31 protein-coding genes and 1 pseudogene are annotated in these 25,875 nt (G+C 62.5%); 13 read left to right on the top strand and 19 right to left on the bottom strand.

Features of this window, described 5'->3' with window-relative positions:
- Nucleotides 1-70 precede the first annotated feature (70 nt).
- The 3 genes and pseudogenes from ttcA to NKI66_RS09970 form a co-directional block, all read left to right on the top strand.
- Nucleotides 71-955 (top strand): tRNA 2-thiocytidine(32) synthetase TtcA, encoded by an 885-nt coding sequence (ttcA, locus tag NKI66_RS09980; RefSeq protein WP_352720352.1) that lies wholly within the window; start codon nucleotides 71-73, stop codon nucleotides 953-955.
- Nucleotides 945-1,778, top strand: coding sequence for an inositol monophosphatase family protein (locus tag NKI66_RS09975; protein ID WP_352610568.1), 834 nt, complete (start codon nucleotides 945-947; stop codon nucleotides 1,776-1,778). The genes ttcA and NKI66_RS09975 overlap by 11 nt, the downstream gene beginning before the upstream one ends.
- A 208-nt stretch (nucleotides 1,779-1,986) precedes the next feature.
- Nucleotides 1,987-2,241, top strand: a pseudogene (locus NKI66_RS09970) (UCP034077 family protein); the annotation flags it as partial.
- Here the strand turns inward: NKI66_RS09970 and NKI66_RS09965 are convergent.
- The 6 genes from NKI66_RS09965 to NKI66_RS09940 all read right to left on the bottom strand — a co-directional run bounded on the left by NKI66_RS09965 (nucleotide 2,238) and on the right by NKI66_RS09940 (nucleotide 8,887).
- Nucleotides 2,238-3,422: a multidrug effflux MFS transporter gene (locus NKI66_RS09965; RefSeq protein WP_502900936.1), complete on the bottom strand. Its 1,185-nt coding sequence runs from the start codon at nucleotides 3,420-3,422 to the stop codon at nucleotides 2,238-2,240. The pseudogene NKI66_RS09970 and the gene NKI66_RS09965 sit on opposite strands and share 4 nt — an antisense overlap.
- Before the next feature lie 253 nt (nucleotides 3,423-3,675).
- The gene (grxD, locus tag NKI66_RS09960; RefSeq protein ID WP_006332883.1) at nucleotides 3,676-4,011 is read right to left on the bottom strand and encodes a Grx4 family monothiol glutaredoxin; all 336 of its coding nucleotides are present in this window, start codon (nucleotides 4,009-4,011) and stop codon (nucleotides 3,676-3,678) included.
- A gap of 181 nt (nucleotides 4,012-4,192) precedes the next feature.
- Nucleotides 4,193-4,426, bottom strand: a complete 234-nt coding sequence (locus NKI66_RS09955) for a BolA/IbaG family iron-sulfur metabolism protein (protein ID WP_010909092.1) — start codon at nucleotides 4,424-4,426, stop codon at nucleotides 4,193-4,195.
- A 133-nt stretch (nucleotides 4,427-4,559) separates the two neighbouring features.
- Complete coding sequence (locus NKI66_RS09950; RefSeq protein WP_031212939.1) at nucleotides 4,560-5,081, bottom strand: hypothetical protein; 522 nt, start codon at nucleotides 5,079-5,081, stop codon at nucleotides 4,560-4,562.
- A gap of 45 nt (nucleotides 5,082-5,126) precedes the next feature.
- Nucleotides 5,127-7,358 carry a phosphoribosylformylglycinamidine synthase subunit PurL gene (purL, locus tag NKI66_RS09945; protein WP_023810335.1) on the bottom strand — a complete coding sequence of 744 codons (2,232 nt, stop codon included), beginning with the start codon at nucleotides 7,356-7,358 and terminating at the stop codon, nucleotides 5,127-5,129.
- Between the two features lie 119 nt (nucleotides 7,359-7,477).
- The gene (locus NKI66_RS09940) at nucleotides 7,478-8,887 is read right to left on the bottom strand and encodes an aminotransferase-like domain-containing protein (RefSeq protein ID WP_352751532.1); all 1,410 of its coding nucleotides are present in this window, start codon (nucleotides 8,885-8,887) and stop codon (nucleotides 7,478-7,480) included.
- Nucleotides 8,888-8,980: 93 nt separating this feature from the next.
- Between NKI66_RS09940 and NKI66_RS09935 the strand changes: the two genes are divergently transcribed.
- Nucleotides 8,981-9,232 carry a DUF1127 domain-containing protein gene (locus tag NKI66_RS09935; RefSeq protein ID WP_352720345.1) on the top strand — a complete coding sequence of 84 codons (252 nt, stop codon included), beginning with the start codon at nucleotides 8,981-8,983 and terminating at the stop codon, nucleotides 9,230-9,232.
- A gap of 3 nt (nucleotides 9,233-9,235) precedes the next feature.
- Here the strand turns inward: NKI66_RS09935 and NKI66_RS09930 are convergent, their stop codons facing one another.
- The 6 genes from NKI66_RS09930 to purC all read right to left on the bottom strand — a co-directional run bounded on the left by NKI66_RS09930 (nucleotide 9,236) and on the right by purC (nucleotide 12,785).
- On the bottom strand, nucleotides 9,236-9,877 hold the full coding sequence (locus NKI66_RS09930) for a Pr6Pr family membrane protein (RefSeq protein WP_023810338.1): 642 nt from the start codon (nucleotides 9,875-9,877) through the stop codon (nucleotides 9,236-9,238).
- Nucleotides 9,878-9,880: 3 nt separating this feature from the next.
- A complete protein-coding gene (locus NKI66_RS09925; RefSeq protein ID WP_023810339.1) occupies nucleotides 9,881-10,288 on the bottom strand; it encodes a hypothetical protein in 408 nt (135 codons plus the stop codon).
- Complete coding sequence (locus tag NKI66_RS09920; RefSeq protein WP_352751530.1) at nucleotides 10,285-10,950, bottom strand: glutathione S-transferase family protein; 666 nt, start codon at nucleotides 10,948-10,950, stop codon at nucleotides 10,285-10,287. The genes NKI66_RS09925 and NKI66_RS09920 overlap by 4 nt, the downstream gene beginning before the upstream one ends.
- Nucleotides 10,951-11,034: 84 nt before the next feature.
- Nucleotides 11,035-11,703 carry a phosphoribosylformylglycinamidine synthase subunit PurQ gene (gene purQ, locus NKI66_RS09915; protein WP_023810341.1) on the bottom strand — a complete coding sequence of 223 codons (669 nt, stop codon included), beginning with the start codon at nucleotides 11,701-11,703 and terminating at the stop codon, nucleotides 11,035-11,037.
- A 1-nt stretch (nucleotide 11,704) separates the two neighbouring features.
- Complete coding sequence (gene purS / locus NKI66_RS09910) at nucleotides 11,705-11,947, bottom strand: phosphoribosylformylglycinamidine synthase subunit PurS (protein ID WP_023810342.1); 243 nt, start codon at nucleotides 11,945-11,947, stop codon at nucleotides 11,705-11,707.
- A gap of 43 nt (nucleotides 11,948-11,990) precedes the next feature.
- Nucleotides 11,991-12,785: a phosphoribosylaminoimidazolesuccinocarboxamide synthase gene (purC, locus tag NKI66_RS09905; RefSeq protein WP_013532127.1), complete on the bottom strand. Its 795-nt coding sequence runs from the start codon at nucleotides 12,783-12,785 to the stop codon at nucleotides 11,991-11,993.
- A gap of 274 nt (nucleotides 12,786-13,059) precedes the next feature.
- Between purC and NKI66_RS09900 the strand changes: the two genes are divergently transcribed.
- Both NKI66_RS09900 and NKI66_RS09895 read left to right on the top strand, forming a co-directional pair.
- Entirely contained in the window at nucleotides 13,060-13,380 is a 321-nt protein-coding gene (locus NKI66_RS09900; RefSeq protein ID WP_013532126.1) for a DUF1476 domain-containing protein, read from the top strand.
- Nucleotides 13,381-13,506: 126 nt separating this feature from the next.
- Entirely contained in the window at nucleotides 13,507-14,280 is a 774-nt protein-coding gene (locus tag NKI66_RS09895) for an HpcH/HpaI aldolase family protein (protein ID WP_023810343.1), read from the top strand.
- Nucleotides 14,281-14,286: 6 nt separating this feature from the next.
- Here NKI66_RS09895 and NKI66_RS09890 read toward each other — a convergent pair whose 3' ends face one another.
- Complete coding sequence (locus NKI66_RS09890) at nucleotides 14,287-14,841, bottom strand: RBBP9/YdeN family alpha/beta hydrolase (protein WP_023810344.1); 555 nt, start codon at nucleotides 14,839-14,841, stop codon at nucleotides 14,287-14,289.
- A 249-nt stretch (nucleotides 14,842-15,090) separates the two neighbouring features.
- Between NKI66_RS09890 and NKI66_RS09885 the strand changes: the two genes are divergently transcribed.
- Entirely contained in the window at nucleotides 15,091-15,906 is an 816-nt protein-coding gene (locus NKI66_RS09885; protein ID WP_023810345.1) for a VOC family protein, read from the top strand.
- A gap of 15 nt (nucleotides 15,907-15,921) precedes the next feature.
- Here NKI66_RS09885 and NKI66_RS09880 read toward each other — a convergent pair whose 3' ends face one another.
- From NKI66_RS09880 to NKI66_RS09865, 4 genes are all read right to left on the bottom strand, one after another.
- Nucleotides 15,922-16,650: a metallophosphoesterase family protein gene (locus NKI66_RS09880; protein ID WP_023810346.1), complete on the bottom strand. Its 729-nt coding sequence runs from the start codon at nucleotides 16,648-16,650 to the stop codon at nucleotides 15,922-15,924.
- Between the two features lie 7 nt (nucleotides 16,651-16,657).
- Entirely contained in the window at nucleotides 16,658-17,959 is a 1,302-nt protein-coding gene (gene purB, locus NKI66_RS09875) for an adenylosuccinate lyase (RefSeq protein ID WP_023810347.1), read from the bottom strand.
- A gap of 59 nt (nucleotides 17,960-18,018) precedes the next feature.
- Complete coding sequence (locus NKI66_RS09870) at nucleotides 18,019-18,432, bottom strand: hypothetical protein (protein WP_081734809.1); 414 nt, start codon at nucleotides 18,430-18,432, stop codon at nucleotides 18,019-18,021.
- 107 nt (nucleotides 18,433-18,539) lie between these two features.
- A complete protein-coding gene (locus NKI66_RS09865) occupies nucleotides 18,540-19,265 on the bottom strand; it encodes a DUF2259 domain-containing protein (protein ID WP_023810349.1) in 726 nt (241 codons plus the stop codon).
- Nucleotides 19,266-19,393: 128 nt separating this feature from the next.
- On the opposite strand from NKI66_RS09865, the gene NKI66_RS09860 reads away from it, so the two are divergent.
- Nucleotides 19,394-19,648: a DUF2171 domain-containing protein gene (locus NKI66_RS09860; RefSeq protein WP_023810350.1), complete on the top strand. Its 255-nt coding sequence runs from the start codon at nucleotides 19,394-19,396 to the stop codon at nucleotides 19,646-19,648.
- A 9-nt stretch (nucleotides 19,649-19,657) separates the two neighbouring features.
- Here the strand turns inward: NKI66_RS09860 and NKI66_RS09855 are convergent, their stop codons facing one another.
- Nucleotides 19,658-20,683 (bottom strand): P1 family peptidase, encoded by a 1,026-nt coding sequence (locus NKI66_RS09855; protein WP_023810351.1) that lies wholly within the window; start codon nucleotides 20,681-20,683, stop codon nucleotides 19,658-19,660.
- Complete coding sequence (locus tag NKI66_RS09850; protein ID WP_023810352.1) at nucleotides 20,683-21,756, bottom strand: branched-chain amino acid ABC transporter substrate-binding protein; 1,074 nt, start codon at nucleotides 21,754-21,756, stop codon at nucleotides 20,683-20,685. Before NKI66_RS09850 ends, NKI66_RS09855 begins: the two co-directional genes overlap by 1 nt.
- A 179-nt stretch (nucleotides 21,757-21,935) precedes the next feature.
- Between NKI66_RS09850 and NKI66_RS09845 the strand changes: the two genes are divergently transcribed.
- The 5 genes from NKI66_RS09845 (at nucleotide 21,936) to NKI66_RS09825 (ending at nucleotide 25,836) form a co-directional block, all read left to right on the top strand.
- Nucleotides 21,936-22,463 (top strand): flavin reductase, encoded by a 528-nt coding sequence (locus NKI66_RS09845; RefSeq protein WP_023810353.1) that lies wholly within the window; start codon nucleotides 21,936-21,938, stop codon nucleotides 22,461-22,463.
- Nucleotides 22,460-23,389, top strand: coding sequence for an AAA family ATPase (locus NKI66_RS09840; protein ID WP_023810354.1), 930 nt, complete (start codon nucleotides 22,460-22,462; stop codon nucleotides 23,387-23,389). The genes NKI66_RS09845 and NKI66_RS09840 overlap by 4 nt, the downstream gene beginning before the upstream one ends.
- Nucleotides 23,390-23,392: 3 nt before the next feature.
- Nucleotides 23,393-24,637, top strand: coding sequence for a vWA domain-containing protein (locus tag NKI66_RS09835; protein WP_352751528.1), 1,245 nt, complete (start codon nucleotides 23,393-23,395; stop codon nucleotides 24,635-24,637).
- A 60-nt stretch (nucleotides 24,638-24,697) separates the two neighbouring features.
- The gene (locus NKI66_RS09830) at nucleotides 24,698-25,036 is read left to right on the top strand and encodes an XdhC family protein (protein WP_013532112.1); all 339 of its coding nucleotides are present in this window, start codon (nucleotides 24,698-24,700) and stop codon (nucleotides 25,034-25,036) included.
- A gap of 62 nt (nucleotides 25,037-25,098) precedes the next feature.
- Nucleotides 25,099-25,836: an XdhC family protein gene (locus tag NKI66_RS09825; protein WP_023810356.1), complete on the top strand. Its 738-nt coding sequence runs from the start codon at nucleotides 25,099-25,101 to the stop codon at nucleotides 25,834-25,836.
- The last annotated feature ends 39 nt before the right edge of the window (nucleotides 25,837-25,875 follow it).

The following is a 25,875-nucleotide window of genomic DNA, read 5'->3' as shown; positions in this document are numbered from 1 at the left end:
TCGAGGCGGCCTTTTCTTTGTCGGTCATGTCCGCTAATCCGGCGCTCTGGGCCACTGAAAGCGACATGCCATGAACATGCTTCCAGACATCGAACCGATCGCCGACAGCGAAGGCGGCTTCCATCCGCTGTTCGCCGACGTGCCGTCCTCGGTCGAATTCAACAAATTGCGCAAGCGGCTGCTGCGGCTGACCCGGCAGGCGATCGAGGATTTCTCGATGGTCACGCCCGGCCAGCGCTGGCTCGTTGCCCTGTCTGGCGGCAAGGATTCCTACGGCCTGCTCGCGGTGCTGCTCGACCTTAAATGGCGCGGGCTCTTGCCGGTCGATCTTCTGGCCTGCAATCTCGACCAAGGCCAGCCCAATTTCCCCAAACATATCCTGCCGGACTATCTCGACAGCCACGGCATTGCCCACCGGATCGAGTATCAGAACACCTATTCCGTCGTCACCGACAAGCTTCCTGCGGGCAGCACCTATTGCTCGCTCTGCTCGCGCCTCAGGCGGGGCCATCTCTACCGCATTGCGCGCGAGGAGGGGTGCTCGGCGCTGGTGCTCGGCCACCATCGCGAGGACATTCTCGAAACCTTCTTCATGAATCTCTTCCATGGCGGCCGTCTCGCCGCCATGCCGCCAAAACTGCTCAACGACGAGGGCGACGTCATGGTGCTGCGGCCATTGAGCTACTGCGCCGAGGCCGATCTGGAAAAATTCGCCGCCGCCATGCATTTCCCGATCATTCCCTGCGATCTCTGCGGCAGCCAGGAAGGTCTTCAGCGCAACGCCATGAAGGCGATGCTCGAGGACCTGGAAAAGCGCATGCCGGGCCGCAAGGATACGATGCTGCGCGCGCTGTCGAACAGCAGGCCATCGCATCTGCTCGACAGAAAGCTGTTCGACTTCGCTGCGCTCAATGAGACCCTCAGCACAAGGCAAGATATTTCCGATGACATTTGACGACACCGCGATCGACTGGCTGGCCGGCATTCTGGCCGAGGCGGCGCTGACCGAGATCATGCCGCGCTTTCGCCGGCTTGGTGAGGGCGACATCCGCCAGAAGACGTCGGCTGCCGACCTGGTGACCGAAGCCGACGTCAATGCCGAGCGGCTGATCGCCGCGCGGCTGCGCGAGCGCTATCCCCAGGCGATGATCGTCGGCGAGGAGGCCTGTTCCGACAATCCGGCACTGCTCGATGGTCTGGGCGATGCCGATCTGGCCTTCGTCATCGATCCGGTCGACGGCACTTTCAACTTCGCCTCCGGCGTGCCGCTGTTCGGCGTCATGCTGGCGGTCGTGGTCCAGGGCGAGACGGTTGCCGGCATCATCCACGATCCCGTCGGCAAGGACTGGCTGATCAGTGCCAGGGGCGCTGGCAGCCATATCCGGCATGCGCATGGCAGCCTGGAGAAGGTGCATGTCGCGGCACCTGCGCCGATCGCGCAGATGACCGGCTCCGTCTCCTGGCAATATATGGCCGAGCCGGAGCGGTCGCGGCTGGCGCGCAACCAGACGAAGATCCTGTCGCAATTCGCCTATCGCTGCGCCGCGCACGAATACCGCCTGTTGGCGAGCGGCCATGCCCACTTCGTCGTCTACAACAAGCTGATGCCGTGGGATCATCTGGCCGGCGTGCTGATCCATGCCGAGGCCGGCGGCCACGCGGCGCGCTTCGACGGCAGCACCTATCTGCCCTCGCATCTCGGCGGCGGCCTGCTTGTCGCGCCCGATCGCGAAAGCTGGCACGAATTGCGCCGCGAACTCTGGGCGGCACAGGATTAATTGCTGCGTTAGCCGAAGGAGCGGTGCAATTTCACGCAAATCCGGAGGCTCTCGAATGAAACCTCGGTTCGCATTTGTCGCCACGGCTCTTGCCGCCGCTCTGTTTGCCAGTTCCCAGGAAGCAAGATCGCAAGAGCGCAGCTGTCGCAGTTCCGATCCCGTCGATACGATAAGGGAGATGTCGGACGCTATCTAAGCCTGCTGGAAACCGCCACCCGGAACCGCGGGCATGTCCCTGACACTGCGGTTCTCGCTTCGCCGCAACGGCACACTGATTGGCAAACCTCGCGCCACATATTCCGATCTGGGAACCGATGCCCAGCGCAGCAGGGCCTTCGTGGCATCCATCCTCAGGGCACTTGATGACGCTCTGCCATTGCCTTTTTCGGACAGCATGGGTGAAGCAATCGCAGGGCGCATGCTTGCCCCTCGGTTCACGGCAACTCTTGAAGGTGCGTCCTAATGCAAGTCGGTGATGTGCCCTGAAACGGGCGGGTTCTGTGGCTGGAACATCTTGCCGCGCTCGGCGATGAAGATCATCAGCAGCGCCGCGACCGAGACACTGCAGAAGCCGGCGGCCAGCGGCGTCACCGTGCCGTTGAAGGCCTGACCGATCAACGTGCCGAGAATGCCGCCGAGAAACGTCTGCATGAAACCGAGGATCGACGACGCCGTGCCGGCCAGTTGTCCGAGCGGTTCCATGGCCAGCGCGTTGAAGTTCGCGCCGAGCGCACCGAACGGAAGCATGGCACAGGCAAAGAAGGTGATGAACAGCCAGAGCGGCATCTTCATTTCCAGCGAAACGACCAGCCAGGCAAGGCTGATGACCAGGAACAGCAGCAACGCGCTCTGCGACAGGCGGCGCATGCCGATGCGGCCGACAAGGCGCGAATTCAGAAAGTTGGAGAAGGCGAGCACGCCCGCAACCCCGGCGAAGATGACCGGGAACATCTCCCCGACATGGAAGATGTCCACACAGATCTGCTGCGCCGAAGCGATGAAGCCGAACATGGCGCCGAAGATGAAGGTGCTGGCGAAGGCATAGCAGATCGCAATGCGGTTGGTGAGCACGATGCGAAACCCGCCGACAATCGAGTTCACGGTCAGCGGCCGGCGATGTTCGGGATGCAGCGTTTCAGGAAGGCGCAGCAGCGACCAGGCCGAGACGAGGAGCGCACCGACGGCCATGGTGACGAAGATCCAATGCCAGGTCGCAAACAGCATGATGAACTGGCCGATGCCGGGAGCAATGACCGGTATCGCCATGAACACCATGAAGATCAGCGACATCACCTCGGCCATGCGCCGGCCGTCGAACGTATCGCGCACGATCGAGACGGCGATGACGCGGGTGGCGGCTGCACCGATGCCCTGCACGGCTCGGCACAGCAGAAGTGTTTCAAAGCTTGGCGCAATGGCGGCAGCCGCCGCCGCGGCGACATAAATCACCAGCCCGGCGACCAGCGGTGCGCGACGCCCGAAGCGATCCGAGATCGGCCCGAAGAACAGCTGTCCGCCGCCGAAGCCCAGAATGTAGGCCGTTATGACGTACTGCCGGTGGTTTTCATTTTCGACGCCGAGCGAGGCGCCGATCTGCTGCAGCGCGGGCAGCATGATATCGATGGCCAGCGAGTTCAGCGCCATCAGCGCCGCGCACAGGGCGATGAACTCCCAGCGCGGAATGGGCAGTTTGCTTGCCGATTGCGGCTCTGGTTTTGACTGGTCCACGGCAAGTCCGATCTTTCAAACGAAAATGCGCCGGCGGGCCGGCGCATTGGCTCGTCTTGGTCCTGGGTTCAGGACATGAAAATTGCCGAGGTGGGCTGCTCCCGGCGCCTTTGTGCATGACCCCGAAAATCAAAATCAACCTTCGGATGGCAATATGCACAAACAGAAATCAGGCGGCGCCTTTGACGCTGACGCCCTTCTCGACGAGGAATGTCTGCAACTCACCGGCCTGGAACATCTCGCGGATGATATCGCAGCCGCCGACGAATTCGCCCTTGACGTAGAGCTGAGGGATCGTCGGCCAGTTGGAATATTCCTTGATGCCCTGGCGCAGTTCAGCCGAGTCCAGAACGTTCACGCCTTTGTAGTCGGCGCCGATATAGTCGAGGATCTGGACGACCTGGCCGGAAAATCCGCATTGCGGGAAACCGGGCGTGCCCTTCATGAAAAGGACGACGTCGTTGCCCTTCACTTCATTGTCGATGTAGTCGTTGATACCGCTCATGGAAAATCCTTTCCCGCCTGTGGGAGTCAGGCTCGAAACATATCCCTTCAAATAAACCCAACGATTGCTCGAAACAAGACGTTAGCCGTGCCGTGGCTGAAATGGCGCAAAGGATGAGCCGTGTTGGGCCAAGCGGTTCTCTCGACACTGATCCGCGTGGTTGCGGTTGTTCCGGTGCGGCTCAGTCAGGAACGCTGGTCTGCAGCGCCAGTGCGTGCAGCACGCCACCCATATTTCCTTTCAGCGCGTCATAGACCATCTGGTGCTGCTGCACGCGGCTTTTCCCTCGAAAGCTCTCGGCCACCACCTCGGCCGCATAATGGTCGCCGTCGCCGGCGAGATCGCGGATCGTCACCTTGGCGTCCGGAATGCCGTCCTTGATCAGTTTTTCGATGTCGTGGGCATCCATTGCCATGGCAAAATCCTGTTTCGAGCGGCCGGCAGCCGGCCATAAGATGAGAGTCGGGCGAGCCTAAAGCCTTTCCGGTCCGGATTGAAGCCGTTCTGTCCCACCAACGGCAAGACGGTTCGATGGCTTCAGAGAAAGACTAGACCGGTGGGCTTGCTTCATTCTCGGCAACGTCCTCGCGTGTCGAGAAAGCACGGCCAAGGCTGAAGGCAAGTACATAGAGCGGCAAGTTGAGCACGAGGCTGACAATGGGAAGATAGCTCGTCATTTGCCAAGCCGGCGAGAAGAACGCCTGGCCGTAGCCGTCGCAGGTCAACGACGAGCCGTACTCCCACAACGCGCCTACGACCACCGCGCTGGCAAAAAGCTTGATGCAGGTGACAATGTGCCTTGCCCGTGCCGGATCCGGCGCCAGGCGGTCCCACAGAACCAGGCAGACGATCGGGACCGCGTAGACGAGATTCTGCGCGATGAGCATGGGGATGGCGCCATTGGCCGCGGCAAGGAACTCCGCGCGCGTTTCCAGCCGCATGCATACCTCGCTTGAGGTTGTCGACAGCAGGAAAAAGACGAACGGTCCCAGGAACCAGAAGAAGAACAACGACGGCCAGAAGACGACTGCAAGCAGCGCCCGGGCAGCCAGTTTCCTGTGATTGATCATGAGTTTCCCGAAAAACCGTTCCCACTTTTCGGGATCATGCTCTCGTCAACTGGCCTGGTCCATGAAGCGGGGGAACCAGCCTTCGTGCGCCGCGGAGAGTTCGCTGACCGGGATTGCCCTGGCGTCGCCAAGCTTCAGCGCGTTGCCCCCGGTCGAGCCGATCCACGGCGCGAAGATGCCGAGTTCGCCCTGCTGCTTGCGAATGGCGTCCCATTCGTCACCATGCGGATCGATCGACAGCGTCAGGAGATAACGGCCCTGATCCTCGCCGAACCAGACCGGGATCGGGTCGGTGCCGACAAGCCCGGGAACGGCGGCGCCGATTCCGGACGCCATCGCCATCTCGGCAAGTGCAACGGCGACACCGCCATCGGAAACGTCGTGCGCCGCCGTGACGATGCCGGAGGCGATGAGCGCTCGCACATGGTCGCCGACGCGTTTTTCGTGATCGAGATCGACCGGCGGCGGCGGGCCATCCGTGCGGCCGTGTACGTCCCTGAAATAGACCGATTGGCCAAGATGCGTTCCCCAGGACGCCGGTGCGCCGACCAGCAGGATCATCTGGCCCTCGGCCGCAAAGCCGATCCGCACCATCTTCGACCAATCGGCGATCAGCCCGACGCCGCCTATGGTCGGGGTTGGCAGGATGCCTTGGCCGTTGGTCTCGTTGTAGAGCGAGACATTGCCGGAGACGATCGGGAATCCGAGCGCACGGCAGGCGTCGCCTATGCCTTTCACCGCGCCGACCAGCTGGCCCATGATCTCAGGCCGTTCCGGGTTGCCGAAATTGAGGTTGTCGGTTGCGGCCAGCGGCAGAGCGCCGGTGGCGGTCAAATTGCGCCAGCATTCGGCCACCGCCTGCTTGCCGCCCTCATAGGGGTCGGCCTCGCAATAGCGCGGCGTCACGTCGGAGGAGAAGGCGAGCGCCTTGGTCGCATGGCCTTCGACCCGGACCACGCCGGCATCGCCGCCTGGAAGCTGCAGCGAATTGCCCTGGATCAACGTGTCATACTGTTCCCACACCCAGCGCCGCGAAGACAGGTCGGGCCCGCCGAGCAGCTTCAGCAGCGCGTCTGCAACGTCGGCTTGCGGAATGTCATTGGCGGCCAGCGGCGCCGGCTTTTTCGGTTCGGTCCACGGCCGATCATATTCCGGAGCCTTGTCGCCAAGATCCTTGATCGGCAGGTTGGCGACCTCGTCGCCCTGGTGCAGAACGCGGAAGCGCAGATCGTCGGTGGTCTTGCCGACGATGGCGAAATCGAGCCCCCATTTGTGGAAGATCGCCTCGGCTTCCTTTTCCTTTTCCGGGCGCAGCACCATCAGCATGCGCTCCTGGCTTTCCGAAAGCATCATTTCGTAGGCGCTCATGCGCTCTTCGCGCACAGGAACCTTGTCGAGATCGAGCTCGATTCCGAGGTCGCCCTTGGCGCCCATTTCGACCGCCGAGCAGGTGAGGCCGGCGGCACCCATGTCCTGGATGGCGATGACGGCGCCCGAGGCCATCAGTTCGAGGCTGGCTTCCAGCAGGCATTTTTCGGTGAAGGGATCGCCGACCTGCACTGTCGGGCGCTTCTCATCGATTTTGTCGTCGAATTCGGCCGAAGCCATGGTGGCGCCGCCGACGCCGTCGCGGCCAGTCTTGGCGCCGAGATAGACGACCGGCAGGCCGACGCCCTTGGCTTCCGACAGGAAGATCGCATCGGTTTTGGCAAGGCCCGCCGCAAAGGCGTTGACCAGGATGTTGCCATTGTAGCGGGCGTCGAAATTGACCTCGCCGCCGACTGTCGGCACGCCGAAGGCGTTGCCATAGCCGCCGACGCCGGAAACCACGCCTGAAACGAGGTGCCGGGTCTTGGGATGGTCAGGCGAGCCGAAGCGCAGCGCATTCATCGCCGCGATCGGCCGCGCGCCCATGGTGAAGACGTCGCGCAATATGCCGCCGACGCCGGTCGCCGCGCCTTGGTAGGGCTCGATATAGGACGGGTGGTTGTGGCTCTCCATCTTGAAGACGACGCAGTCGCCGTCGCCGATGTCGACCACGCCGGCATTCTCGCCCGGCCCCTGGATGACTTGCGGACCGGTGGTCGGCAGCGTGCGCAGCCACTTCTTCGAGGATTTGTAGGAGCAGTGCTCATTCCACATCGCCGAGAAGATGCCGAGTTCGGTGAAGCTCGGCTCGCGCCCGACGAGGTCGAGGATGCGCTGATACTCGTCGGGCTTGAGCCCGTGTGAGGCAATGAGCTCGGGGGTGATCGGCACGGAATTGGAAATGGTCATGGGCGGCGATTTATATCCGGGACGTTGGGATTTTGAGTCCCGTCTTATCGCAAGCCTCGCGGCCGATACACCCATGGATCGACGAAAAACGACGGAAAACCGGACAAAGCCACGCAGTGTCAGGAGAAGCTGTCGTAGCCGGCGCGGCCTTCATCGAGAAGTCGCCGGATCGCCGCGACGCCTTCGGCTATGTCCTCGCGCTGTCTCGGCTGCGAAACGCCAAAGCGGACGCCATGGAAAACCTGCTCGGAGCGGCCGGCCTTGAACTCGTCCTCATCGTCGATCAGCACGCCGTGCTCAAGGCAGGCGTTCTTGAAGGTGCCGGAAAGCCAGGGGTCGGGCAGGGTCAGCCAGACAAAGGGCACCCTGTCATGCGACTTGAATGCGAAGCCGGCCAAAGTCTCGCGCACGATGGCGATGCGGGCGCCGATTTCGGCGATGCTGCGCTTGCGTATCTCATCCGCCTGACCTGACAGCACCAGCCTTGTATTCACCTCCGCCAGCAGGAAGGGCATGCCGCCGGTCATCATCTTGTGAGCGACACGGATGCGGTGGCGGTAGGCGGGCGGGCAAGAAAGCCAGCCGCCGCGTACACCGGCTGCGACCGACTTCGACAGGCCGCCCGCGACAATGGTGCGTTCAGGCGCATACTCGGCCAGCAATGGTGTCGGGTCATCGGTCAGATTGCCATAGAGGTCGTCCTCGATGAGGACTACGTTGTATTCGCGTGCGACATGGGCGATCGCCTCGCGGCGCGCCGCCGACAAGGTGGCCAGCGTCGGATTCTGCGCAGTCGGCATCAGGAAGATCATCTTGGGATGCTTTTGCGCGCAGACGCGCTCGAAATCCTGCGGATCGATGCCTTCCTCGTCCGATGCCACCAGCGCGGTGCGCCTGCCGATCAGGCCGGCACTGCGGGAAATCTGCGAGTAGGTGAGGTGCTCGAAGGCAACATAGTCGCCAGGCATGGTGAGCGCCGCGATTGCCGCCATCACCGCCGCATGGGTGCCGAGCGTGGGAACGATGGTGTCGGCACTCGGACGAAACGAATTGCGCGCCAACCAGCGGGCGCCGGCTTCGTACCAGCGGTCGGGAAAATCCCGCGTGTAGCTTGAAATCTCATGTGGATGGTCCTGCGCCGTGCGCGACAGGACACCGGCGACGATGTCGCCCTGGCCGATATCGGGTGCTGCGGTGCTGTCGAAACGCAGCTTGCCTTTAGGCGCATCGATATAGCGTGTGCCTTCGCCGCCGACGTCCGGAGCCGGAAAATCCGGCTTCGCGCGCTGGCCGAGCACATAGGTTCCACGCCCGACTTCGCCGCTCACCAGCCCACGCTCGCGCAGCAATTGATAGGCCCGGCCGACCGTGCCGACGGTGGTGCCGATGTCGTAGGCGAGGTCGCGTTGCGGCGGCAGCTTTGCGCCGGCATCGATCACCCCCCGGTCGATGTCCGTTTCGATGGAATCCGCAAGCCGCTGATACAGCGGGCCGGAGCCGGTGGTGAGGTCGGGGAGCCAATTTGTCATGGTGACAATTTTCTATATTGCACCCATACATGAGTCAATACATATCAGATGCGTGCCAAAAAGGGTACAATTTGGAATTCTGGTAGAAAGAAAATGAATACAATCGCCACAATCCGTCATTCGAGCGCCGAGTTATCGGGCCAAGCGACACGTCCATCGGACCGGAGCGGCTTTGTCAGCCGTCTGGTGCGTCTGGTCAGATCGCTGGCGAGATGGATCGACAGCCTGCTGGATCGCCGCCGCAGCCGGCTGGCGCTGCTGGAAATGACCGATGATCAGCTCAAGGATATCGGCGTCTCGCGCTGCGATGCCCACCGTGAGGGCATCAGGCCGTTCTGGGACTGAAAGCTAGCGGAGTTTTGATGCCCTGATGCGTGCAATGCCATGGTCCGCAAGGACGGCGACCACGCACAGCACGAGAAAAAGTCCGGTGATGGCCAGCGCCGAGATGGCAACGCTGGGCGCACCGTTCTTGGCGACGTCAAGGAAGGGATAGGGCACCTCGCCGGCAAGCGGTGCCCGTACCAGCGCATAGATCAGATAGGCGACGGGATAGAGCATCCACCAGGAAATGTCGCTCCAGCGCGTCCTGCCGTCAGCGCCCGATATCAACCACCACAGCACGAAGAGCACCGGCGTCACATAATGCAGCAGGACGTCGCAGAGCAGGAACAGCCCCTGCGGCTGCCAGAGTTGTGCCAGGACCGTTGCGTAGATGATGAAGACCAGCGCGATCGAAACCGCAACGCCGGTGCGCATCCGCGCGCCTGCAACGGCCGGCAGCCAGGCATAGAAGGTGGGTGACAGCAGCGACGTGTACACCAGCACCGCGCCGATGTTGGTCAGGATGGTGAAGAAGCTGAAGACGAAAATGATTGAGCCAAGCAGGCTGCGGCCGGCTTCCATCGATGCCGGAATGCTGATGCAGAACTGCAGGATGAGCCCGGCCAGACCGATGACCAGACCCGCGATCTGCAGGAACCGGCCCACGGGCTAGGCCGTCGCGGCGCAGGCCGGATTGCCGGCCTGCCAACGGGCGATGTCCGAGCCGATGCGGGCGCCGAGCGGATCGTTCATCAGCGGTCCGAAGACGTCGACGCGGCTAGAATTGCCTTGCGCTTGCACGACGAGCAAAGGTTTGCCGCCATAGTGCTTGGCCGGCACCAGCAGGAAACGCGGCGTGCCGCTGAACGAATTCAGCTCATTGGCCATCTGGTACGGTTTGAAGGCTGGGTCCTTGCTGGCGATCCAGCATTTGTGGGCAGCGATCGCCACTTGTTCCATGGCCAGCAGCGCAGCACTTTTGCCTGAGGGAACAGGCGTGCTCTTTGGCGTCGACTGGCAGGATGCCAGCACAAAGCCCGCCGCGGCGACCAGCGCGATCGTCTTCGACTTGATCAAGCGGCACCCATCTCAAGCTCGGAAAGAAAAATCTTCAAACCATCGGTCATCTCGCCCCACACCCGCGACAATGCCGGGTGTTGCGAGGCGATCTGCTGGTAGGCGTCGAATTTCGGATAGGCGTCGAGCAGGTCGTGGCGTCCCGTCATAACGCGAAAATTGTTGAAGATGAACCGCGTCGGCGTCAGCCAGCCATCGGCGAAACTAATGTCGTCGCCGAGTGCGAAGGGCCCTTGCGCCATGCGGGCCTCGATCGCCGCCAGTCCATGATGTAGGCGGGCGAACTGGGCGTCGATCTCGGCATTGTTTCGCTTCGGCACGGAATGAAGCTCGAAAAGCTTCATCATCGGTGTCAGCACATCGAGATCGGTGATGCGGGCGAACATACGCACCAGCGCGCGGTCCTTGGAATCGGGCGGCAGCAGCGCCGGTTCCGGGAACCGTTCCTCGAGATATTCGGCGATGACCACCGATTCGACGATGGTTTCGCCCGAGCCGGTGATCAGAACCGGAATCCGGTTCATCGGTGAGATGGCGCGAAACTCTTCCGGGATGGGGAAACCGGGCGGCGGCGCGATGATCTTGAGTGGTACGTCCTTGATGTAGGCCAGTGCCCGCACGATCGACGAGTAGGGCGACAACGGCCGCGAATAGAGTTTCATGACCGTCTCTCTCCCCAATGAACCAGACTTGCTCCAAAGAGACAGGAATGTCCGGCTGTTTTCAAGCTGTTCGCTTCGATATCGTCAGGCGGCGATGCCGAGGGCGCTCTCGAACAGTCCGCGGCCGTCGGTGCCGCCATGGGCTGCTTCGATCAGGTTTTCCGGGTGCGGCATCAGCCCGAGCACATTGCCTTGGCTGTTGACGATGCCGGCAATGTCGTTGATCGAGCCGTTGGGGTTGGTGCCCTCCGCATAGCGGAACACCACCTGGCCTTCGCCTTCGAGACGGGCAAGCGTGTCGGCGTCGGCGAAATAATTGCCGTCATGATGCGCGACCGGCGAGCGGATGATCTGGCCCGGCTGATAGCGGCGGGTGAACATGGTGTTGGCATTGGTGATCTCGAGCTTCACCTGCCGGCAGACGAATTTCAGCGAGGTGTTGCGCATCAAGGCGCCCGGCAACAGGCCGGCCTCGACCAGGATTTGGAAACCATTGCAGACGCCGATGACTGTAACGCCCGCGGCCGCTTTTTCGGCCACTGCCCGCATGACCGGCATGCGCGCAGCGATCGCGCCGCAGCGCAGATAGTCGCCGAAGGAAAAGCCGCCCGGAATGGCGATCAGGTCGACATCGGGGATTTCGGTGTCGGTCTGCCAGACGGTGACTGGCGGTGTTCCCGAAATCTTGGTCAACGCCGCGATCATGTCGCGGTCGCGGTTGAGGCCGGGCAGGAGGACGACGGCTGCTTTCAATTTAGGCAATCTCCACCGCGTAATTCTCAATCACCGTATTCGCCAGCAGCTTGTCGCACATGGCCTTGAGGTCGGCTTCGGCCTTGGCCTTGTCACTTTCGGCCAGTTCGACGTCGAAAACCTTGCCCTGCCGCACCGCGCCGACGCCGCCGAAGCCAAGGCCCGACAATGCGTGTTCTATCGCTTTGCCCTGCGGGTCGAGCACGCCGTTCTTGAGGGTGACGGTAATGCGGGCCTTGATCACGCTGGACATGCTCCTGTTCTGACTATCAGTTCGCAAGCCGCGATCAGTGCGGCTTGCCTTTGAGGCCGTCGGTCGAGGCGACGAGCACCGGGCCGGTCGGGCGCGGCGGCTCGTTCTCGTTCATGATGCCGAGGCGGCGGGCAACTTCCTGGTAGGCCTCGACGAGGCCGCCCATGTCGCGGCGGAAACGATCCTTGTCGAGCTTGTCCTGCGTCGCCACGTCCCACAGGCGGCAGGAATCCGGCGAGATCTCGTCGGCGACGACAATGCGCATCATGTCGCCCTCGAACAGCCGGCCGCATTCGATCTTGAAGTCGACGAGCTGGATGCCGACGCCCATGAACAGGCCGGAGAGGAAGTCGTTGACGCGGATGGCCAGCGCCATGACGTCGTCGATCTCCTGCGGGCTCGCCCAGCCGAACGCAGTGATGTGCTCTTCCGACACCATCGGATCGTCAAGCGCGTCGGCCTTGTAATAGAATTCAATGATCGAGCGCGGCAGAACGGTGCCTTCCTCGATGCCGAGCCGCTTGGACAGCGAACCGGCGGCGACATTGCGCACCACCACTTCGAGCGGAATAATCTCGACTTCCTTGATCAACTGCTCGCGCATGTTCAGCCGGCGGATGAAATGGGTCGGGATCCCCATGCGGTTCAAATGGTTGAAGATGTACTCGGAAATGCGGTTGTTGAGGACGCCCTTGCCGTCGATGACTTCATGCTTCTTCTTGTTGAACGCGGTGGCGTCATCCTTGAAGAACTGGATAAGCGTGCCCGGTTCGGGTCCCTCATAGAGTATCTTGGCCTTGCCTTCATAAATGCGGCGGCGATTTTTCATCTGGATTTTTCTCTGGGGTTCCGGACAGGCGGTATCAGACCATTTCCTGTCCGTCTGCCTGAAATAGTGCGGCTACGGTAGGGTTCAATGCCGGGTCTATCCCAATCACATCGTTTGCTCAATCGGCAAATCCTTCCAATCAACCGCTTTCGGGACTGAAATGTCGCAGCGCAGCATGCGATGAAGCGTATTGACCGGCCCGCGACCTTTTGGTTTGTGCTTTGGCAACGCACATATTCACCGCCAACGAATCGAATTTGACCGGAGGGACGCCATGAGCAGCATGAAAGACCGCGAAGAGGGCTTTGAGCGTAAATTCGCATTCGACGAGGAGCTTCGGTTCAAGGCCTCGGCGCGCCGCAACAAGGCGCTCGGCCTGTGGGCCGCCGAAAAGCTCGGAAAGTCCGGCGCTGATGCCGACGCCTATGCCAAGGAAGTGGTTATCTCCGACATCGAGGAAGCCGGCGACCACGACGTGTTCCGCAAAATCCGCGGGGATTTCGACGCGGCCGGCGTCGAGCAGTCGGACCACCAGATCCGCCGCACCATGGACGAACTGATGGCGCAGGCGATCGAGCAGATCAAGAACACCTGATCCGGGCCATGCGCTGATCCCGGCCATACGCTGGACCAATCGACCGCCCGGCCTATCCGGGCGGTTTTTCTTTGCCTTTGTCACGATTTCCGGCTGAAACTGCCGGAGTTAACAAGGAAAGTACCCATGTCCCTGAAGTCCCGCCTCGCGGCCGACGAAACGTTGTTCACCGCATGGTCCGGCGTGCCGGATGCCTTGACCGTCGAGATCGTCGCCAAGCAGGGCTTTGATGCCGTCACGCTCGACATGCAGCATGGCGGCCATCACGAAGACAGTGTGCTGCGTGGCCTGGTGCCGGTGCTCGCTGCCGGCAAGCCGGCGCTGGTGCGCATTCCTGTTGGCCGTTTCGACATGGCAAGCCGCGCGCTCGATTTCGGCGCCGAGGCGGTCATCGCGCCGATGGTGAATTCGGTTGCCGATGCAAAACTGTTCGCCGCCGCCATGAAATACCCGCCGCTCGGCGAGCGCTCATGGGGGCCGACTTACGCTTTTCCACGCCACGGCAAGGGCGACCAGGCCGAGTGGCTGCGCGACACCAACCAACGCACCATGGCCTTCGCCATGGTCGAGACGCGTCCGGCCCTCGATGCGCTCGACGGCATCCTCGACACGCCCGGCATCGACGGCATCTTCCTCGGCCCATCGGATTTCTCGATCGCCTGGAGCAATGGTGCGACCGTCAATTCGACGCTGGAAAGCATGATGGAGACGGTGGCATCGGTGGCCGAGCGCACCCGCAAGGCCGGCAAACATGCGGCGATCTACGTTGTCGAGCCGGCAATTGCCGGCCGGGTTGTGTCGATGGGCTATCGCCTGCTGGCCATGGGCTCCGAGCATTCGCTGATCGGGCTTGGCGCAAAAACGCTGATCAAGAGCGTCCGCGATTCGATTGGGTCCTGAAGAAACTCAGGGTTTCAAATCCGTCAGGAATTTGGCGAAGGTCATTGAACCTTCGGGCCACGGCCCGAAGCCTGAATCCGCGTTCAGATGACCGGTCTCGCCGGCATCGATGAATAGTGAGCCCCATGCACCGGCAATGTCTTCGGCGACATCGAAGGCGCAGAACGGATCGTTGCGGCTGGCGATCACGATCGAGGGAAAGGGCAGCGGCTCACGCGGGTAGGGACCGAAGGTCATCAGGTGCCTGGGCCTGATCTCGGGATTGGCGACGTCGGGAGGTGCCACGAAGAAGGCCCCGGCGATCGGCTTGCGGAATTGCGGAATGGCTTGCACCGCAGTGGTGACGCCGAGCGAATGCGCGACCAGGACGACCGGCCGCTCGGCCTCGTTGACCGCCTTGGCGACGCTCGCGGTCCAGTCCTCGCGAACCGGCTTCGACCACTCGGCCTGTTCGACGCGGCGCGCCGTCGACAGTTTCGACTGCCAGCGGCTCTGCCAATGGTCGGGGCCGGAATTGGTGTAGCCCGGCACGATGAGGATATCTGCTTCCTTGACCTTCATGGCGCTGAGATAGCGAGCGGCATCGCTTCGTGCAACCGGCGGGAACGCCACTTTTGATCACAATAGTGAACACCATGTTCGCTTCTTCGCGTCTTGTGTGAACGATGCCGATGGACGATCTGTGGTCAGGAAAAGAAACAGCCGTGCGCGGGAACCCTGACTTTGGAACTGACACGACGTACAATGATCGGCGGAGTGGGGCTTCTCGCTTTGGGAGCTTCATCGCAGGCCGGTCGAACGGAGCATTTGATGAGCGAGTTGCCTTTTGCCGCCACCACCCCAGTCAGCGTTGCCCGCGTCGGGCTGAAGGCGCGCGACGCGGAAAGCCTTGCCGCATATTACCGCGAAATTGTCGGTCTGCAGGAGTTGAGCCGTGCCGATGGTTCGATCACGCTGGGCGCCGCCAACCGTCCCTTGTTGGTGCTTGAGCAGGACGCTTCAGCTAAGCCGGATGATCCGCGCAGCGCCGGGCTGTTCCACACCGCCTTCCTGCTGCCCAGCCGCGCCGATCTCGGCCGCTGGATCAACCACGCTATATCGAACAAGATCGCGATCGAGGGCGCTTCCGACCATCTGGTCAGCGAAGCTCTGTACCTGACCGATCCCGAAGGCAATGGCATCGAGATCTATGCCGACCGCCGCCCGCAGGACTGGAAGTGGAATGGCGACAAGATTGCCATGGCAACGGAGCGGCTGAACATTCCGTCCGTCGTTGCCGAAGTGCCTGCGGGTGACGCCGGCTGGCAGGGCGCGCCGGAAAACAGCATCGTCGGCCATGTCCACCTGCGTGTCGGCAGGCCGGAAGACGCCGAAGCCTGGTGGAACCAGGAATTCGGCTTCGACACGGTGGCGAAATATGGCGGCCAGGCGGTGTTCCTGTCTTCGGGCGGCTATCACCACCACATCGGCGCCAACGCCTGGCAGAGTTCAGGCGCAGGCCGCCGCGATCCCTCCCGGTCAGGTCTGGCCTGGGTCGAGATGCGTTCGGACAAGGCATCCACCGAAACCACGCGGGAAGACCCGTGGGGCACGGTGATCCGCACCGTGCCTGGCGCTGCCGGCTAAGCGCCCGCTGCGCTCTTAAACAGAACTGGCGGCGTAACCGGTCAGCAATCCGTGTGCCCAACTGTCGAAGCCGGCCGCCGTCGCGCGGCTGGATGCTTCGGCCCAGTCATAACTGACCGCGTGATGGCTGAACGACCATTCTCCGCGCTTGTGCGTGGCGAGGGCGTAGCGGGCATGCGGGCTGCCGGTCACGGTAAGGCCGGGAAACGCCTGAACACCGACGCTGCCGGGATTTAGGATCGTCTGGCGGTCGGAAAGCCGCACGACGCGCGGCGTATGGGTGTGGCCGCACAAGGTCAGCCCGGCATCGATGCTGCCGAGCTTGTGTCTGATTTCTTTTTGATTGGATGGATAGAAGTGATTGCCGCCGTCTTCCTCGAGCAGGAACGTCTCGTCGTCGCTGGGGCTGCCGTGGCAGAGCAGAATTTCAGGGGCGAGCGTCAGGGCAATCGGCAATGCCAAAAGCCAAGCCAATGACGTCTGGGAGAGGCAATGGTGGGTAAAGGCATCGACGTCTTCCAGCCCGGAAGCCGGCGGCTCGATCAGCACACGGTCGTGATTGCCGCGCACGGTCGGCCAGTTCTGTGCAATCAAATATTGCGCGGTTTCTTCCGGCCATAGCGGCCCGGAGAGACAATCACCCAGATTGACGATGATGTCGGGAGAATTGTCCTTGATCCGCGCATGAACCGCTTCAAGCGCGCGCAGATTCCCGTGAATGTCGGAAAGGACAGCCAGTCGCATGGAAATCCTATCCGAACACCCGCTTGAAGATCGTGTCGACATGCTTGGTGTGATAGCCCAAGTCGAATTTCTCGCGGATATCGACCTCTGGCAGCGCTGCGGTCACTTCCTTGTCGGCGAGCAGTTCTTCAAGGAAATCAGCGCCTTGCTCCCATACCCTCATAGCGTTGCGCTGCACCAGCCGGTAGGAGTCTTCGCGCGACAGGCCGGCCTGCGTCAGTGCCAGCATGACGCGCTGCGAATGCACGAGACCGCGGAACTTGTTCATGTTCTTCAGCATGTTGTCGGGGTAGATAAGCAGCTTGTCGATGACGCCGGTCAGCCGTGACAGTGCGAAATCAAGCGTCACCGTGGCGTCCGGCCCGATCATGCGCTCGACCGAGGAGTGCGAGATGTCGCGCTCGTGCCAGAGTGCCACATTCTCCATCGCCGGCAGCGCCATGGAGCGCACCATGCGGGCAAGCCCGGTGAGGTTTTCGGTCAGCACCGGGTTGCGCTTGTGCGGCATGGCCGACGAGCCTTTCTGGCCCGGCGAAAAATACTCTTCCGCCTCCAGCACCTCGGTGCGCTGCAGATGCCGGATCTCGATCGACAGCCGCTCGACCGAGGAGGCGATGACGCCGAGCGTGGCAAAGAACATCGCATGGCGGTCGCGCGGGATCACTTGCGTCGACACCGGCTCGGGCTTCAGGCCGAGCTTCGCCGCGACATGCTCCTCGACATAGGGATCGATGTTGGCGAAGGTGCCGACTGCGCCCGAAATGGCGCAGGTGGCAATGTCTTCCCTGGCATGAACCAGACGCTCGCGGCACCGCGAGAACTCGGCATAGGCCTGCGCCAGCTTGACGCCGAAGGTGGTCGGCTCGGCATGGATGCCGTGGCTGCGGCCAATGGTGACGGTGTCCTTGTGCTCGAAGGCACGGCGCTTCAGCGCTGCAAGCAGGCCGTCGATGTCAGCGAGCAGAATGTCGCTGGCGCGGGTAAGCTGTACGGCAAAGCAGGTGTCGAGAACGTCCGACGAGGTCATGCCCTGGTGGATGAAGCGGGCGTCCGGGCCGACGAATTCGGCAAGATGGGTCAGGAAGGCGATGACGTCATGCTTGGTGACGCGCTCGATCTCGTCGATCGCCTCGACATCGAATTTTGCAGCACTGCCCTTTTCCCAGATGGTTTTGGCCGCTTGCCTTGGGATGACGCCGAGTTCGGCCAGCGCGTCGCACGCATAGGCTTCGATCTCGAACCAGATGCGAAACCGGGTTTCGGGCGACCAGATGGCGACCATTTCCGGCCGGGAATAGCGAGGGATCATCGGTCAGTCCTGACGTATCGAGAAGTTTGCCCGCGTCCTAACAGAGGCGAGCAAAATGCTCAACGCTGCTGGCGCGCAAACCAGACGCCCGCGGCAAACAACGCGACGAAACCAAGCGGAAAATAAAGCCGGACGCCCAGGACCAAGAACTGATAGAGCGCAATCAACGTCGTGAAGACGAACTGGAGGGCCCAGGTGTGGGTGAAAGCAGGGGCATGCCACTCGGCATAGTAGGAGCGGTACTGCAGCGCAAACAGCCCGCCGGTCAGACCGACCGTTGCGGCGGCGAGGCACACGAACGCCGCCGCGAAGGCGACTTCCCAACGCCTTCCCTGCGAGACCAGCCGCGCCGCAAACAGACCAACCGGAAAGGCCAGCGCAGCTCCCGCTGCGAACAGCACGGTGACAATGCGGATTTTCGCCGGTGTCTCCCAGTCGTCCAGAAACAGGGTGACGAGCGCACTGGCGCCCATCGTTAACGCCCACAACAAGGCGCCATAAAACGCAGTGCGCGGCGTCGGTATAGCGCGGCGAAGGCGGTTCAGCGAACGATCGCGCGGGGCGGGTGGGACAAGCGGTGTCACAGGCGGCCGGTGACCGCGATCCAGCGAAAGTCCGGGCCTTCAAAGCCGTATTGGCGCACCGCGATCAGCACGGCATAGGCGCTGAGACTGTCCATCGAAAAGGTCTGGACAGCGCCGATGCGGTAGCCGTTCGGGCAACCCCGGCTTTTCGGTATCGCCTTGTCCTCGTGCAGCAGCTTGGTGGTGCCGCCGTCTTGCGCCTCGATGCGCAGCAGCCGGAAGCCGTTGATCTCGCCCTGGCTCTCGCAGCCCTCGGTGTTGTTCATGCCGATCTCGTCGAGCCGGAACTCGAGCGGTGGGTCGACCGGCGAAAAGATCGGGCGCGGGTTGACTGCCATCCGGTGCGGATCGGCCGAAAGTTCGGTCACCGGGTTGAAACCGGCGGTGATGCCGCGATTGGCGTCCAACTCGGCCTGACTGACAATGGCTTCGCCTTTTTGCCGGGCCTGAAGGCGCGCCGCATCCAGTTTGGCATTCTCGTCCTCAAGCCGGACCCGGATCGGCGTGCCCTTGAGAAAGCTGTCGGTGCTGGTGTCGATGTAGTAGCGGTTGGCATAGGGAAAGCCCGATCCATCCTGCACGCCATATTCCTCGAAAGCAAAGACGCTGCCGTCCTTGGTGAAGCCGAGGATTTCAAGTTCGGCGACATCGCCGGCATGAGCCGCGATCGAGGTGGCAAACTGTGCAAGCAGGCCAACGGCAAACAGAAAGAGCATTCGCATCGGTCTTCACCCCCGTGATCGTCTCAATCCCCTAGCACGCCGAAATCAAAACGTCGTGCGGTGCGAAAGCCGATGCATCCAATCGGCCCGTCATTTGTTATGGTCGGCAGTCCCAATGGAGAACCACCATGACCGACACCAGCAAAATTCGCGAGCATATGGAAGTCGTCGGCGCCGACGGCGTGCATGTCGGCACTGTCGACGAGGTCGATGGCCAGCGCATCAAGCTGACCAAGGCCGATAGCGGCGAGGGCGCTCACAAGGGCCATCATCACTATATTCCCCTGAGCCTGATTGCCGAAGTCGACGGGAAGAAGGTCTGGCTGTCGGCGAATTCCGATGTTGCGGTGACGTTCGAGGAAGAAAAGTCCGATCGGGTCTGATTGATCGCTTCACCTCAGGCGTGACGACCAGACCGGAAACAGATCGTTTTCGGCAGGCGTTGCCGCATAGACGCCGCGACTGATGGCGCGCGCCATGGTGGCGCCGGCGGCGGCGTAGAGATCGATTGCCGCATCGGCGGAGAGTTCGATACCGCTCGTGCCGGTCGCCAGCGCGAACACAAGATCGCCATCGGCCGGTGTGTGCGTCGGCCATATGGCGCGCACGAACCCGTCATGCGCCGATATCGCCAGGCGCTTGGCGGCAGCTTTTGTGAGCACCGCATCGGTGGCAATGACGGCGATGGTGGTGTTGCCGCCGGTCTCCATCTGCCTGCCAACATGCTTGTCGCGGTGTTTCAAAAGAATCCGTTTCGCATCGTCCGGCATCGGCGTGGGGTAACCAAGCCCGCCGAATTCGCCGCCGATCTCGAACGGTGCTGCCCAGAAATGGCGGGTTCGGCTGACGGTTACCGAGCCCGTCGGATTGACGGCGGCCAGCGCGCCGATGGTGACGCCGCTATCCAGCAGCGTCGAGGCGGAGCCGAGGCCGCCCTTTAGCCCCGAGGTCAGCGCACCGGTGCCGGCACCGATCGTGCCGAGTTGGAAATCGGCGGTGGCGGTTTGCGCCGCCTCATAGCCAAGCTCACGGTAGGGCGGATAACGGCCCCAATCCTTGTCGCCGCCATTGCGCAGGTCGAACAGGATCGCCGACGGCACGATCGGCACACGAAAGCCACCGACTTCAAGGCCGATGCCGCGTTCGCGCAACGCCGCCTGCACGCCGGACGCCGCGTCGAGGCCGAAAGCCGAACCGCCTGAAAGCACGACGGCGTGCACCACATCGACCGAATTGTGCGGTTCGAGCAGGTCTGTCTCGCGCGTGCCCGGCGCGCCGCCCAGGATCTGAACGCCAGCCACCGTCGGCGCATCGCAAAGCACGGTCGTCACCCCGGATTTCAGCCTGGCGTCGGACGCATTGCCGACGCGCAGGCCGGCAACGTCGGTGATCAGGTTGCGTGGGCCGGTGCGAAACATCAGTTGCTTTCCAAGGGCGCAAAGCGCGTGCCGTCGAAACGGAAGACGCGGTAGGGGCTCTGGCTGAGGTCGCCTTTTGCATCAAAGCGGATCGGCCCGATCGCCGTGGTGAAATCCTGCCCGGTCAGGGCTTCAGCCAATGGCTTGCCCGAGCTTTCGGACAAGCTTGATGCCGCCTTGGCGATTTCGACCGCGGCGTAGGCGGGCAGCGCATAGCCGTCGGGCACGATCTTCCTAGCGTCAAATGCCGCCAGCACTTTTGGATCGGCGACATCGGCCCATTCAGGCGGTGCGATCATCAGCGTGCCCACGGCATAGGGCACGTCGCCCGGCGGTGTGCGGAGATTTTCGCCGCCGGCAAAGACGATGCCAGCCTGAAGCTGTGCGGCATCGCGGCCCATGATGGCGATGTCGTCGCCGTCGCCGCCAGCAAAGACATGCGTCGCGCCGGCCTTCTTCAGCCGGCCGATCATGCCGATCTGGTTGTCGAGCTGTGGCCGGAACGTGTCTGTGAATACCGGCCTCAGCGCTGCCTGTTCGGCCGCTGCCCGCAACGTCTCGGCGATCTCACGGCCGTAGATGGTGCCGTCGTCGATAATGGCGAACAGCTCGTTCTGCCACAGATGGGTGAGGGCAGAAGCGACGGTGTTGCGCTCATCGTCGCCGCGTAGTCCGAGGCGATAGACCGGCCAGCCAGTCTTGGCGCGGCGGTCGGTCAGGCTTTCGGTCCGCACGCCAACGGTGATGACCGGAATGCCGGCGTCCTTCAGGATCGGCATCGCCGCCTCGATCGCCTCGGTGCAGAGGAAGCCGACCACGATATTGACCTTGGCGGCGGCAAATTCCCTGGCCGCGGCAGCGCCGCCATCGGCGGTGCAGGCATCATCCACCGTCTTGAGTTCGATGCCGTTCGCCTCGGCGGCCAGACCGGTGCCGGCCTCGATCTGCTTGCCGAGAATGGCCGATGGTCCCGACAGGGGCGCTGAGACGCCGACGAGCAGCGTCTGGGCATCCGCGGCACTGGCCAGAAACAGCCAGAACAGCGCCGCTATTGTTCTTGTCCTGGGTCGCATTCGAGCGATGGGTCCCTCCGTGCCGGCTCTATGCTCCCGGCACTATTACCGCCAAGACCTAAAGGCTGCCCGGCCTTGGTGCAACACGCGAATTTCGGGATATGGCTCAGGCACTTCGCTTGTGGCGGGCTATGTCTGGCCATATATGTCGGTAGGATCCTGACCATGGAAAATTTACGGTGCTGAAGAAGAACGACATTGGGCCGCAGGCCTATCGCGATGCGATGAGCCACTTTGCCGGCCACGTCCATGTGGTCACCACCGACGGGCCGGCCGGCAAGCGCGGCACGACGGTGATCGCCGCCTGTTCGGTGTCGGACACGCCGCCGACCATCCTGGTCTGTCTCAACCGCGAAAATGCCAAGAATGAGCTGTTCGTGAAAAACGGCAGGTTTGCCCTAAACACGCTGGCCTCGCACCAGGAGCCACTGTCGGTCGGCTTTTCCGGCATCACCGGCCTGCCGGTCGAGGAACGTTTCGCGCTTGGCGAATGGGATGTGATCTCTACCGGCGTACCGACGCTGAAAGGCGCGCTCGCCGTGTTCGACTGCGAATTGATCGACACCAAGGATCTGGCCACCCATCGTGTGCTTTTTGGCAAGGTGACAGGTCTGCGTATGGGCGATAATTTGCGGCCGCTGATTTACCACGCCCGCGGCTACCACGTACTGGAAAGCGGAGCGGCGGCGTTCACGGAGAAAGAATGACCGAGCTGAAACCGCGCGCCGCGCCACGGACGATCGACGAGACGCTCGATCTCCTGACCGGTGCGGACTATGTGGCGGACCGGTCGCTGGCGACCGTGCTGTTCCTGTCGTTGCGTATGAAGCGGCCGCTGTTCCTCGAGGGCGAGGCCGGCGTCGGCAAGACCGAGATCGCCAAGGTGTTGGCACAGGCGCTCGGTCGCCGGCTGATCCGCCTGCAGTGCTATGAAGGCCTCGACGTTTCGTCCGCCGTCTATGAGTGGAACTACGCCGCGCAGATGATCGAGATCCGCATGGAGGAGGCGGCCGGCAAGGTCGAGCGCTCCGCCATGGAGCGCAACGTCTTTTCCGAAAAATACCTGATCCGCCGCCCGGTGCTCGATGCGCTGACCGGAAAGACGGGCGCTGCCCCGGTTTTCCTGATCGATGAGCTCGACCGTACCGACGAGGCGTTTGAAGCCTTCCTGCTCGAAATCCTGTCCGACTTCCAGGTGACGGTGCCCGAACTCGGCACCATCAAGGCGGAAGAACCACCGATCGTCATCATCACCACCAATCGCACCCGCGAAATCCACGATGCGCTGAAGCGGCGCTGCCTTTATCACTGGGTCGACTATCCCAATGCCGAGCGCGAGCTGGAGATCGTGCGCCGCAAGGTGCCGCAGGCCAACCAGCGGCTTTCGGCCGAAGTGGTCTCCTTCATCCAGAAGCTGCGCCAGATCGAATTGTTCAAGGTGCCGGGCGTCGCCGAAACCATCGACTGGGCCGGCGCGCTGACCGAGCTCGACAAGGTGGCGCTCGATCCTGAAACCGTCTCCGACACGATCGGCGTGCTGTTGAAATACCAGGACGACATTGCCCGCATCGAACAGGGCGAAGGCCGGCGCATCCTCAACGAGGTGAAGGCCGAGCTTTCGGCGGCGGAGTAGGCGATGTCGCGCCCCGAGCCAAAAGAGGCCATGCCGCACGGGCGGATCGCCGACAACGTCGTCTATTTTGCCCGCACCTTGCGCAAGGCCGGCATGCGGGTCGGCCCGGCTTCGGTCAAGGACGCAATCGAAGCGGTGCTCGCCGCCGGCATCGGCTCGCGCGACGATTTCTACTGGACGCTGCACGCCGTGCTGGTGTCCAGGCATGAGGACCACGCCATTTTCGACCAAGCCTTCCGGCTGTTCTGGAAGTCGCGCGAACTGATCGAAAAGATGCTGGCTATGTTTTCGCCGGTGGCACCCGACAACAGGGAAAAGCAGAAGCCACGCGCCGCTGAAAACCGGGTCAGCCAGGCGATGTTCGAGGGCCACCAGAAGAACCAGCCGCCACAGGAAATTCCCGAGATCGAGGTCGACGCCCGCTTCACCTCTTCCGGCAACGAGGTGCTGCGGGCCAAGGATTTTGCCCAGATGAATACCGCCGAGATGGCCGACGCCAAGAAGGCGATCGCGCAGCTGCGGCTGCCTTTCGACATGGTGCGCACCCGGCGCTTCAAGGCCGATGCGCATGGCCGCCGTATCGATCCGCGCGCCATGATGCGTTCGGCCGCGCGCACCGGCGGCGAACTGATCCTGCCGAAATTCCGCTCAGCCCGCGAGGTTCACCCGCCGCTGGTGGTGCTGGCCGACATTTCCGGCTCGATGAGCCAGTACACACGCATCTTCCTGCATTTCCTGCATGCGCTGACCGAAAAACGCCGGCGCGTGCACACGTTCGTTTTTGGCACAAGGCTCACCAATCTGACCCGGCAGATGCGCCATCGCGACCCGGATGCAGCCCTTGCCGACTGTTCGGCGGCGGTCAGGGACTGGTCGGGCGGCACCCGCATCGGCGACACGCTGGCCGAGTTCAACCTGATATGGTCGCGCCGCGTGCTGGGGCAGGGCGCGGTCGTGCTTCTGATCACAGATGGGCTGGAGCGCGACGATGTCGCCGGCCTGTCTGAAGAAATGGAGCGCCTGCACAAATCCTGCCGGCGTCTGATCTGGCTGAATCCGTTGCTGCGCTTCGACGGCTTTCAGGCGCGCGCCCGCGGCGTCAAGACGATGCTGCCGCACGTCGACGAGTTCCGCTCGGTGCACAATCTCGACGCGCTCGCCGATCTTTGCGCGTCGCTGGATAAGAAGTCGGCAGAATCCGTCGATCCGCGCCGATGGCTGGAAGCTGGCGCGAGGCACGCCGCATAGCCATATCTTTCCCATCCGGAAAACAGATCCCGAGAAAAACAGACTTCTGGAGAAACGGTCATGGAAAACAGCATTTATCTGGATGAGGCCCGCGACCCGCTGATCATTGCGGAGGGCTGGATGAAGGACGGCAAGGACGTGGCCATCGCGACAGTGGTCGAGACCTGGGGTTCGGCGCCCCGACCTGTAGGCAGCCATCTGGTCATCGACGCCGACGGCAATTTCCACGGCTCCGTCTCGGGCGGCTGCGTCGAAGGCGCTGTGGTCAGCGAGGCCATCGACGTCATCGACAGCGGCAAGGCCAGGATGCTGGAGTTCGGTGTTGCCGATGAGACCGCATGGCAGGTCGGCCTGTCCTGTGGCGGCCGCATCAAGGTGTATGTGGAAAGACTGGGCTAGAGCATGCCCAAAAGTGGGGCCCGGTTTTTGGACAAGATCATGCTCGGACAAGAGATTTCCTGATGGATCCCTACGCCTTAAAAACTTTGAACGCCGAACGACGCGCTCGCCGAGCGGCGATCCTTGTCACCGATCTCGGTGACGGCCGCGACAGGATCGTGCGCGAGGGCGATCAGGTCGCCGGCGATCTTGGCGCCGCGATCGCCAGGGCGTTTCGCACAGGCAATTCCGGTTCGGTCGAAGCCGAGGGGCGGAATTTCTTTCTCAACGCGCATCTGCCGCAGCCGCGTCTGGTCGTGATTGGCGCTGTCCATATCAGCCAGGCGCTGGCGCCGATGGCGAAGATCGCCGGCTATCCCGTGGAGATCATCGACCCCCGCACCGCTTTCGCCACGCCGGACCGCTTTCCCGAGGTGGCGCTTCATGCCGAATGGCCGGAGGATGTGCTGAAGCGCCAGCCGCTCGACAGCTACACCGCACTTGCCGCCGTAACCCATGACCCGAAGGTCGATGATTTCGCGCTGAAGGCCGCGCTCGACGCCAATTGTTTCTATGTCGGGGCGCTCGGTAGCAGGAAGACGCATGCCAAGCGGGTCGAACGCCTGCTGGCGCTGGGCGCGAGCGCCGATCAGATCGCCCGTATCCATGCGCCGATCGGGCTCGACATCGGTGCTGCCAGCCCGGGAGAGATCGCCGTTGCGGTGTTGGCCCAGGCGATCCACGCCTTCCGCTCGCGCGGTCTCGATGCCTCCGCATCGGCTCCAAAATCGAAATCGATTTTGGAAAAGCACGATGCGTAGATTCAAAGTAGTAGAGCGTCCTTTGCGCGTCCAAAAGGA

The organism is Mesorhizobium sp. M0518 (assembly GCF_040321125.1).
Lineage (GTDB): Bacteria > Pseudomonadota > Alphaproteobacteria > Rhizobiales > Rhizobiaceae > Mesorhizobium.
This window is presented reverse-complemented; position numbering and strand designations above follow the sequence as displayed.